Origin of the sequence: Bilophila wadsworthia ATCC 49260 (assembly GCF_000701705.1) — a bacterium.
In the GTDB taxonomy this organism is placed as follows: domain Bacteria; phylum Desulfobacterota; class Desulfovibrionia; order Desulfovibrionales; family Desulfovibrionaceae; genus Bilophila; species Bilophila wadsworthia.
In genome coordinates this window covers 1-9,647 of sequence record NZ_JNJP01000106.1, presented here as the reverse complement: position 1 = coordinate 9,647, position 9,647 = coordinate 1, and the positions used below count along the sequence as shown (strand labels likewise).

The following is a 9,647-nucleotide window of genomic DNA, read 5'->3' as shown; positions in this document are numbered from 1 at the left end:
GGAACGGACTCCCTGCGCGCCGCCTCCCCACCAGTCGAAAGTCTTGGGAAGGTGGGGGTCCGGGGGAGGAGGGAGGAAAGCCCTTCTTCAGAAGGGTTTCCTCCCTCCTCCCCCGGCACGTCGCGTCTCCCCTTATCAGGCTGTCCAGCGCTGGCGCCATTCGGGGATGATTCTCCCCTGTTCCTTGCGGAGCGTCAGGAACTTGTCGGACAGCAGCGGATTGGTGAAGGTAAAGTCGGAACGCTGATGCATACCGCGTGATTCCTTGCGTTCGAGCGCGCCGTGCATGACGATCTCGCCGTTGTCGATGAGATCCAGCGTCTCGATGGCGCGCAGGAGGGTGTGGGCGTCGGATGCCGCTATTTCGGCTTCGGCGTTGCGCCGCAGATCCGCGAGGTACTTCAGCCCGGCGTTGAGCAGGGTCGCGGAACGCACGCGGTGCGGCCCGGCGGCGGCGTAGTCGGCCATGATCTGCTGGAGGGCGAGGTTCGCTTCCTTCCAGTGCGCCCCGGAAGGCCGTTCCATGAACCGGCTGTAATAGGCCATGCGCTCCTGCGCCCACGGCGTGTTTTCGATGTCGGCGAGGGGGGCGTCCCCAATATGGGCGGCGGCGTGCTCCCCGGCGATCCAGCCGTAGACGGCGGCCCCGGCGATGTCGGCGCGGAAGTTGCCCACCATGTCGCCGGTGGCGTACAAGCCGGGTACGGAGGTCTGCCCGTCGATGTCGATTTCCAGCCCGCGCCCGATGAGGTGCGGCTCGTACTGCATGAACTCTACGGCGTGCTTCGAGGGATCGATGCCCTTTTCATCCATGTAGTTGAGCAGCCCGGTGAGCCCCTCGCTCGCCATGCCCTCGCGCATGAAGGCCATGTCTTCGGGGCCCGTGCCCGTACAGTCGATGTAGGCGGGGCCGGTGCCGTTCATGAGCACGTCGGTATAGGCGGAGTTCCACACGTCGCAGGTGATGTCCCCGACCTCGCGGGTGGCCTTGTCCACGAAGGGGCCGAGCAGTTTGCCGTCGGGATAGCGGTACACGCCGATCCATGTGGACTTTCCGGCGCGGGCGAAGAACTTGGGCCCGGCATGGCGGTTGGGCAGCTCCATGTTCACGAGCTTCGCGCCGATGCGCCAGCCCTGCGCCTGCGCCGCACCCGCACAGGCGGGGCAGAAGGCGGTATTGAAGGGCCAGCCCGGGGATCCGGCGGCGGGGTACAGACGGTTGGCGGTGCCGGTGGCGAGGATGACCTTGCGCGCCTTGACGAACGTGAACGAGGGGGTTTCCCCGGACACATCCAGCGCAAGTACGCCGGTAATGCCTTGTTCGTCGCGCATGAGATCCACGGCGGGATGGTGGTTCACGATGGTTACGCCGACCTTTTTGGCCTGCCGGGTGAGGGCTTCCTTCTGATTGTGCCCGTCGTACTTGAGCCAGATGCGGGGGCGGTCCGGGTAGGCGTGGCCCATGAACACGTAGTCGTCCGCGAACGGCTTCATGTTGATGCCCCACTCGTGCCACTTGTCCACGATGGAGATGCTCCTCTCAAGAAAGCGCAGGGAAAGCAGCGGGTCATGGCACAGCCCGACAAGGCTGTCGAGCAGTTCGCGCAGGATGGGCCGGATGTCGCCGCCGTGGTGCTTCGGGTAATAACAGGCGAAATGATCGTTGCCGGTCGCGCCCGAGCCGCTGCGTTTGGTATTGGCCTTTTCGAGGACCATGACCCTGGCGCCGCCTTCCGCCGCCGCAATGGCCGCGCACAGCCCGCCGATGCCTCCGCCCACGACCGCGATGTCCGTTTCGAGCGTCTTGGATACGGGAATCATAAGCACCTCCTAGCTGTGCAGGGTGTCTGCGTCCACATGGAGCAGCATGTAGTTCAGGGGAAGGCGGAGCGAAACGGCCTTGGCAGGGCAGTCGAGCACGCAGGCGTTGCAGTGCCAGCACTCTTCGCCGTAGGCAACTTCCGGGGTTGTCTTCGGCTGCTTCTGGCGGAAGACCTGCAAGGGGCAAATGCTGGCGCACAACCCGCAACCTGTACATTTTTCAGGATCAATGCGTGGAGGCATGTTCAAGACTCCTTGGTTGAGAGGAATGGAAATTCTCTATGCCTCGCTTTGAGCAGGTTCCGTGCCATTGCATTGTTCTTAAAATAACAATATGTTTTGACCGCATAGTTTTAAAAAACAGTGTCTATTACATAGAATACGATGTGATTTACACAGTATGAAAAGTCCGAACGGAGCCGCCCATGCCTTCCTATCCTTCCGATCCTTTTTTCGAATCCGGCGCGATGGCGTGCCTCATTTTTTACAGAACGAACGGGCTCCACGGATCAATAACCTGCCTTCACAATATGATACGTCCGTATCTTCCGGTCGTGCGCATCAACGCCATTCTCATTTCCAAGGATTTTACCCGCGTGATCCAGATGTTCGACACCAAACTGGACAGCCGCCGGACCACGCGCATTTCGAACCCCGAACGGGGTGCGCCTTTCGTTGAAAGTGAAAAAATCAACCAGCCTGTCCTCATCAACAATTTGGACGGCTACAAGGTTCAAGCTCCGTTCAAAGATCCTGATCTGGCCGATGTGCCTTTTTTGATCCACAGCGCAATGATCCGGCTTCCGCTGTTCGAGAACGGCGAATACTATTTCTGCCTGAACTTCTGGTCCGACGACTACGACGCCTTCACATGGACGCATGTGGAGCAGCTCCAGCGGCTTGTGCGGCCCCTCGCCGGGGAGCTTCGGGAACGCCTGTCGTTCACGGAGGAAAAGGCGTTGCCCTACACCCCGGCGGGATCGGGATTCGAGCGCTTGTCCCTGTGCCCTGAGCTGGCCGAGGTCCGGCAGCGCATCGAGCTGGCGGCCCCGACGCGGACGACGGTGCTTATCCTTGGGGAAACGGGTTCGGGTAAGGAGTCCGTGGCCGACGCCATCCATGAGCGGTCGGATCGGCGCAACGGCCCGTTCCTTAAGGTGAACTGCGGGACGATCACCCCAAGCCTTTTGAGCAGCGAACTGTTCGGGCACGAGAAGGGCGCATTCACTGGCGCGCACACGACGAGGAGGGGGTACTTCGAGCAGGCCAACGGCGGGACGCTGTTTCTCGACGAAATCGGGGAGATGCCCTAGGAGGCGCAGGTGCACCTGCTGCGCGTGCTGGAGAGTCGGTATGTAACCCGCGTAGGCGATCACCGGCCTATTCCGGTGGATGTCCGGGTGATCGCGGCGACGCAGACCGATCTCATGAAGAAGGTACGGGAAGGGACGTTCCGCAAGGACTTGTGGTTCCGTCTGGCAGTACTGACCATTGTCATCCCGCCGCTGCGGGATCGGAAAGCGGACATCCCGGCGCTTGTGGGGCATTTCCTGCGGACCAAGGCGGCGCAGTTCGAGATGGAGGTGCCGGACGTGCCCGCCCCCGAGCTGGAGCGGCTGTACAGCCATGACTGGCCGGGGAACGTGCGGGAGCTGGAATTCGTCATTGAGCGTTCGCTGCTTCTCAGCCGAAGCAAGGCGGTGGGGACGCCGCTGAAATTCGAGTTCGCCCCCGAGGTCGAGGGCGGTGCGGCATCACCCGAGGACGGCTGGCCCTCGCTGGCTGAGCTGGAACAGCGGTATATCCGGCGTGTCCTTGAGAAGACCGGCAATAAGCTCATGGGGCCGGGAAGCGCTACGGAGCTTCTCGGCGTCCACTACACGACCCTGCGCGCCCACATGCTCAAGATGGGCCTGCCCCTGCCGCGCCGGAAGTAGCCGTTGAGCAGGGCTCCGCCCAGTTCCCGGACTGCGTTGTGGGGGAATCATTTCCTTTCCGGGGAAGTCTGAGGGGGCGAGGAGCCACCCTGCGGAGATCCCCTGTCTCCCAGAAAAATGATTCCCCCAACTCCCATCGGAAAGAAGAGGAGACCTTCCGATAGGAGCGGGGGAAATGCCTCCGGAGGAGGCGGGACAGCCGAATCGCCGTTGCCGGATAGCTGGCTAGTAGTCCTTCCGGCAGACGGCGTAATAGGCGTACTCGACGAGCGAATTGATGTCGTAGACGGGGAGGTTGATCGCGCGCTGGATGGGCGCGGAGAAGGCGGAAAGGTCGGTGCATTCGAGCACGAGGGCGTCGAGCGCCTTTTCCCGCGCGAACGCGGCGGCGGAACCTACGATCTCGGCTTCGAGGCGTTCCATGTCGAAGTCGTGGCGTTTGCCTTCAATGATGGTCTCCCAGAACTCGGGGTTGCCTTCCATGCCCCGGATGTGCACCGACTCCATCGGCGTCGCGCAGTTGGCGAAGTGGGCGGGCGTCAGGGCCTGACTACTGGCGGTGAGGACGCCGATCTCGGCCTTTTCCCCGTGCATGAGGCGCACCAGAGGAAGCTGGAGCAGGCTCGACAGGAAAACCGGGATGTGCAGCTCGGCGGCGATTTGATTCTGGAAACGGGCCATGAAGCCGCAGCTTCCGGTAATGGCCTGCACGCCGTCGGCCTCAAGCTCTTTCGCGGCCTGAATGAACGGCTCCAGCAGATCCGGAGTGGGGTTGAACAGCAGGCGCGGAATGTCCACGCCCCGTATGACCCGCGTCACCGTCGGAAAACCGTAGGTCAGCGGATTGCGCATGTGCCCGCGCGGTTTTGGGAACAGCGATTCGAGGCACAGGATGCCGATGGGCATGTCGTAATACAGTCTACCGCCTTTCATATTCGCTCCTTTGGGTTGATGCGGGACGTTCAGCCTCCCCGCGTTTAGGGGGAAGAGGGGCCTCCCGCGGACGGAACGCGCCCTCTCCCAACGGTTCCCGTCAGTTTTTCTTGTTCATTTCCGCAATCCACTGGACGATGCCGGTGAGCACCCATACGCCGCAGGCGATGTTCAGGATGAAAGACGCATAGATCAGATATTTCGTGAATTCCAGCATGATAATCTCCTTGCGGGCTTACAGGACTTCGGGGGCGTAGATGCCCGTGGAGGGGACGCGGCGCTTCATCATCTGATGGACGACGAACAGCGTCAGGCAGTTGAGGCCGATACCAATAAGGTTGGCGGGGATGCCGAAGGGCTCGCCGAGCACCTTGTCGCTCCACAGGAAGCAGCTCACGACGCCGATGACCACGGCGGGAGCCCCGGCGTAGGGCGACACCTTGCCCCAGAGCAGCCCGGCCAGCAGCGGCGGGATGATCGCCGAAGGCCACAGCTTAAAGATGTAGATCATCAGGCCGAACACGTCCTGGAACAGGATGGCGACGCCGATAGAAACGCCGCCCACGAGGAGGGTGGACATGCGGGACTGGCGCAGCATCTGATCTTGCGTGGCCTGAGGATTGATGAACTTGTTGTAGATGTCGCGGGTGTACACGACGCAGGCGGTGTTGATGAAGGCCGCGCCCGATGACATGACGGCGGCGAGCAGGGCCGCCAGCACGAGGCCGGTCACGCCGATGGGCAGCACGTCGCGGATAAGGTTGGTGAAGGCGAGGTCGGGCTTGACGTCGGGCTGGAGCGCCATGGAAGCAAGGCCGATCCCGGCGGTGGTGGCGAGGAAGAAAATCCAGTGGACGGAGAAGATCAGCACCCCGGCCTTGCTGTCCTTGGCGGACTTGGTGGAGGCATAGCGCTGGATGAAATACGGCGCGCAGAATTCCCCGAACAGGAAGCTCAGGAAGAGGCCCGCGAACTGGATCGGACCCCAGCCGGAGAACAGCTTCAGGTTGCTTTCATAGCGGGGCATGGCGTTCAGGGTCGCCATCATGGCGTCGAAGCCGCCGAGATGGTCGATGGCGAGATACCCGCACAGGCTCACGCCGATGATAATGATCACATACTGCACTGCATCGGTCATGGTTACGGCGAGCATACCGCCGGACCACGTATAGGCCAGCGTGATGACGGAAGAAATAAGCGCCGCCGGGATGAGGTCTATGCCCACGGCGGTCTGGAGGATGGCTCCCATCGCCAGAATCTGCACCCCGTACAGCCCGAGGCAGAAGAAAAAGCACACGATGCTGGAAACGAGCCGCCCGGCGCGGCCGTAGTACAGCCCGAAGAGGTCGCCCACGCTGTAGACGTTCTTGATGTTGTGCACGCGCCCGGCAATGTACAGGCCCGAGAAGATCTGGTTGATCACCACGCCGATGAGCCCGGCGAAGACCACGATGCCCGTGGTGTGCATGAACGAAACGCGCCCGATGGTTGCGCCGCCTCCGCACAGGGTCGCCGCGATGGCCGCGAAGAAGATGGACATGGGAAGGCCGCGTCCGGCGACGGCGTAATCGTCAAAGTTGGTGACTTTTTTCATGGCCCAGTAACCGATGTAGACCACAACAAAGAAATACAGAATGATGATCGCGTAATCCAGCCAATGGATGGTCATGGCGTACTCCTAAACGCAGGCCGCGCGGCGCTGCATGATACGACGGGAAAACATGATGGAATCCTCAGCGAAAAAAGGAGGATCCGCAAGCGGCGGCGCGGCGGGGAGAGGGAGCAGGCCGCGTATGTCGGTATGGCGCGGCAGCCGGTGGTCTCGGAGGCGGAGGCGGACGGCCCGGAACAGGTGGGGCCACAGGATCACGAGAAGGAGCGGGAACAGGCTTTCCCAGCTTTGCAGGCTCTTGCCCGACGTTTCGGGGATCGACGCGGCAAGCGCGGGATCATCCGGGGAAAGGTGCGGGTTTTCCGCTCTCGGCAACAGTTCGAGGCTGGCGATGCTCCCCGCTTCGGCTACCGTGGGGGCGGCATTGAGCGAGGCCGCGCACAGGCAGACGATGTAGCTGGCTGCAAGCAGGAGGCAGATGCCCCGTCGGCAGAGGAGGGAAAGGGAGCGCCGCATAGATGTTTTCCGTGGCCCCCTCCCCGGACGGCGGGAAGGGGGCGGGCCCGTTTAGCCGGGCAGGTTGAGGTTGCAGTAGTTTTCGAGGCTGACCGGCCGGAAGGGCTGGCGGACTTGGAGGCAGCCCACGGCGTCGGGCGCCTTGGACTGGGCGGCGGCGGTGATTTCCGCGAGTGCGGGCCCGCACATGCGGCCCTGGCACTGGCCCATGCCGCAGCGGGTGAAGCGCTTGACTTCGTTGACGTCGCGGAAGCCTTCGGCCACGGCCTTGCGGATATCCCCGGCGGTGACGCATTCGCAACGGCAGACCAGCGTTTCGTCCGGGACATTGAAGATGGCCGGATTGGGCGCGAACACATAGCGCAGGAACCCGCGCGCGATGCGCATGGCACGGAGCTGCCTGCGGGCCGGGCCGCTGCGGTAGGCTGCTTCGGCGTCGCTGATCACGCCAAGGCGTCGGGCGATCTCTACTCCGGCGATGGCGCCCTTGAGCATACTCGCATCGCCGCCGTGGACGTAGGTTCCGTCACCGGCGATGGAAATGCCGTCCACGCTGGTGCGGCCGTTTTCGTCGACGACGGGATGCCAGTACCGCTGGACGCCGTCCCATGCGTGCTTGGCGTTCAGGGAATTGAGGATGTGCGTGCGCGGGATGATGCCCTCGTGGCGCAGCAGGGTGGAGGCGTTGATTTCGTGGGTCTTGCCGCCCGCGTCGTACACGACCTTTTCCAGATGATCGGAGCCCACGGCGCGGATATTGGTGACGTTGCGGATGATCGGCACTTTGCCCTTGAGTACGCGCAGTGCCATTTTCATGCCCTTGGCGACATACGGCATGTCGAGCACGCCAGCGGGCATGAGCGCGCCCGCCATGATGCGGCGGGACCACCAGCCGGTGTCGAGCCACGCGGCGATGGGCACGCCCGCTTCGAGCAGGTGCCCGGCAAGCAGGAGGAGCAGGGGGCCGTTGCCCGCAAGGACGACCGGGGCGTTCTTGTCGGCGGAGAGCGTGCCGCCGGAGCGCAGCAGGATGTCGGCCCCTCCCGCGCCCATGACGCCGGGCAGCGTCCAGCCGGGGAAGGGGACGGGCCGTTCCATGCCGCCGGGGGCCACGATGATGTGCGAGGCGGCCAGCTCTTCGGCCTTGCCGTTCATGGTGCACGAAACCCTGTGCGGCTCAAGCCCCCAGACGGTGGTGCCGGGGTAGTAGGTCGCGCCGGATTCGCGGAAGCGTTTCACGAGCCCGAGCCCGGCGGAGCGTTCCTTGGGATCGAGCAGCGCCTGCGCCATCGGGGTTTCGATATTGCGGAAAAGCTGGCCGCCCGGGGCCGCTTGCTCGTCGACGAGGGTCACGTCCAGCCCGCAGGCGCGCGCGGCGCAGGCGGCGGAGAGTCCGGCGGGGCCGGCTCCGATGACGATGAGATCCATGTTTCTGTCCATTATTCGGCCTCCCCGGGAAGTTGACGTCTCACAACCATGCCTTCCCGCACGGTGACGAGGCAGGACTGGACGTCCGGTTCGCCGTCGATTTCCATGAGGCATTCGAAGCACACGCCCATGAGGCAGTAAGGAGCGCGGGCGCTGCCGTCCACGGGATGCTTGCAGGTGTGCCCGGCGTGGGCGTGCCCGAGCACGGCGGCGGCGACGCTGATCCCGGCGGGGACTTCCATCGGCTGCCCGTCGAAGGTGATATGAACGGTAGATGCGTTTTGCATGGCGTAGTCCTTGTTCAGCACGAATAGCCGAAGCGTTTGAGGGTCATGCCCTGCGCGGTTTCGGGCAGTTCGCCGCCGAGGATGAAATCGGGGAGCAGGCGGGTATGGGCCGCGGCCATGGTCACGGCGCTGTGGGTATTGACGAGGGTGACGTTGGGATGCCCCGGCAGGCGGCTGTAGATCGCCATGCTGTCGTCGGGCATGACGCGCAGTCCGGCCCATGCGCGGATGAGGCGCTTCTTGCCGAGTTCGGGCCAGACGCGGATGGCCCATTTGCCTTCGGAAGCCACGGCGGATGGCACGACCTGCGTGTGGTGCCCGGCCTTCTCGTGGCGGAAGCCGATGATGGTCGTGCCGCCGAAGGTCTGGGTGACGCCGAGCACCGGGATGGGCATGACGAAGGGCATACGCTCGACGAGCAGCACCTGCCCCTTGTCCGCGTAGACGGGCAGGGTGGGCATGGCGAACTGGACGAAGCGGCGGTTGGACAGCCCGGCGGCGAGCACGAGCTTCTGGCAGTCGAAGGTCCCGTCCTTTGTGGTGACGCGGTAGCCGCCCGCGTGGGGCTGCACGTCGAACACCAGCGTCTGGCGGTAGTCCACGCCGACGCGGGGCAATGCCGCCCGGAAGGCACGCAGCAGGGACAGGGGATCGACCACGCCGTCCTCTTCGCACCATGCAGCGCCGCAGACTTCAGGGCCCCAGCCGATCTTGGGCAGTTTCTTCTCAAGCTCGGCGCGGTCGATCATGTTGCCCTTGTATTCGCCGAGGGCCTCGCGCAGCTTTTCGATGTAGTCGCCGCGTTTCTGGTAGTCCTCTTCGCTCAGGACCGGGATGATGCCGCCGGTGTAGTTCACCGGGATCGCATGTCCGGAGATTTCCTCAAGTTCTTTGGTCAGCGCCGGGTACAGCCGCGAGGAGACGAAGCCCCACTTCGCGTACTCGGGCAGGTGCAGGAATTTCGACTGGCACCAGATCAGCCCTACGTTGGTCCGCGACGCCTTATTGGTATCGGTCGGCGCGTCCAGCACGGTCACTTTCCGGCCCTTGCCGGAAAGCCCGTATGCCAGCGCGGCGCCCGATATGCCCCCGCCTACGATGATGATATCTTGT

Annotated in this window: 9 protein-coding genes and 1 pseudogene; 2 read left to right on the top strand and 8 right to left on the bottom strand. The window is 63.5% G+C overall.

Annotation, left to right across the window (positions count from 1 at the left end; genetic code table 11):
* Positions 1-135: 135 nt before the first annotated feature.
* Positions 136-1,821 (bottom strand): FAD-dependent oxidoreductase, encoded by a 1,686-nt coding sequence (locus T370_RS0119585; RefSeq protein WP_029436740.1) that lies wholly within the window; start codon positions 1,819-1,821, stop codon positions 136-138.
* Between the two features lie 9 nt (positions 1,822-1,830).
* Positions 1,831-2,064 (bottom strand): 4Fe-4S dicluster domain-containing protein, encoded by a 234-nt coding sequence (locus T370_RS0119580; RefSeq protein WP_005024727.1) that lies wholly within the window; start codon positions 2,062-2,064, stop codon positions 1,831-1,833.
* Between the two features lie 182 nt (positions 2,065-2,246).
* On the opposite strand from T370_RS0119580, the pseudogene T370_RS23180 reads away from it, so the two are divergent.
* Together T370_RS23180 and T370_RS26355 are read left to right on the top strand one after the other, a co-directional pair.
* Positions 2,247-3,302, top strand: a pseudogene (locus tag T370_RS23180) (sigma-54 factor interaction domain-containing protein); the annotation flags it as partial.
* Positions 3,285-3,758: an AAA-type ATPase lid domain-containing protein gene (locus T370_RS26355; protein WP_459577798.1), complete on the top strand. Its 474-nt coding sequence runs from the start codon at positions 3,285-3,287 to the stop codon at positions 3,756-3,758. The pseudogene T370_RS23180 and the gene T370_RS26355, both read left to right, overlap by 18 nt.
* A 225-nt stretch (positions 3,759-3,983) precedes the next feature.
* Here T370_RS26355 and T370_RS0119570 read toward each other — a convergent pair whose 3' ends face one another.
* The 6 genes from T370_RS0119570 to T370_RS0119540 form a co-directional block, all read right to left on the bottom strand.
* Positions 3,984-4,691 carry an aspartate/glutamate racemase family protein gene (locus tag T370_RS0119570; protein WP_009368552.1) on the bottom strand — a complete coding sequence of 236 codons (708 nt, stop codon included), beginning with the start codon at positions 4,689-4,691 and terminating at the stop codon, positions 3,984-3,986.
* Positions 4,692-4,926: 235 nt separating this feature from the next.
* On the bottom strand, positions 4,927-6,360 hold the full coding sequence (locus tag T370_RS0119560) for a sodium:solute symporter family protein (protein ID WP_005024721.1): 1,434 nt from the start codon (positions 6,358-6,360) through the stop codon (positions 4,927-4,929).
* A 9-nt stretch (positions 6,361-6,369) separates the two neighbouring features.
* Positions 6,370-6,819, bottom strand: coding sequence for a hypothetical protein (locus T370_RS0119555; RefSeq protein ID WP_005024720.1), 450 nt, complete (start codon positions 6,817-6,819; stop codon positions 6,370-6,372).
* Positions 6,820-6,870: 51 nt separating this feature from the next.
* Positions 6,871-8,259 carry an NAD(P)/FAD-dependent oxidoreductase gene (locus tag T370_RS0119550; RefSeq protein ID WP_016360853.1) on the bottom strand — a complete coding sequence of 463 codons (1,389 nt, stop codon included), beginning with the start codon at positions 8,257-8,259 and terminating at the stop codon, positions 6,871-6,873.
* Positions 8,259-8,534 carry a (2Fe-2S)-binding protein gene (locus T370_RS0119545; protein ID WP_016360854.1) on the bottom strand — a complete coding sequence of 92 codons (276 nt, stop codon included), beginning with the start codon at positions 8,532-8,534 and terminating at the stop codon, positions 8,259-8,261. The genes T370_RS0119550 and T370_RS0119545 overlap by 1 nt, the downstream gene beginning before the upstream one ends.
* A gap of 14 nt (positions 8,535-8,548) precedes the next feature.
* Positions 8,549-9,647: NAD(P)/FAD-dependent oxidoreductase (locus T370_RS0119540; RefSeq protein WP_034507199.1), on the bottom strand; the 1,099-nt coding region annotated here is incomplete at its 5' end.

Bases quoted from the DNA above. Each gene is read 5' to 3' on its own strand.
- T370_RS0119555 (WP_005024720.1), bottom strand. From the start codon at position 6,819: ATGCGGCGCTCCCTTTCCCTCCTCTGCCGACGGGGCATCTGCCTCCTG.
- T370_RS0119580 (WP_005024727.1), bottom strand. From the start codon at position 2,064: ATGCCTCCACGCATTGATCCTGAAAAATGTACAGGTTGCGGGTTGTGC.
- T370_RS0119585 (WP_029436740.1), bottom strand. From the start codon at position 1,821: ATGATTCCCGTATCCAAGACGCTCGAAACGGACATCGCGGTCGTGGGC.
- T370_RS0119545 (WP_016360854.1), bottom strand. From the start codon at position 8,534: ATGCAAAACGCATCTACCGTTCATATCACCTTCGACGGGCAGCCGATG.
- T370_RS0119570 (WP_009368552.1), bottom strand. From the start codon at position 4,691: ATGAAAGGCGGTAGACTGTATTACGACATGCCCATCGGCATCCTGTGC.
- T370_RS0119560 (WP_005024721.1), bottom strand. From the start codon at position 6,360: ATGACCATCCATTGGCTGGATTACGCGATCATCATTCTGTATTTCTTT.
- T370_RS0119550 (WP_016360853.1), bottom strand. From the start codon at position 8,259: ATGGACAGAAACATGGATCTCATCGTCATCGGAGCCGGCCCCGCCGGA.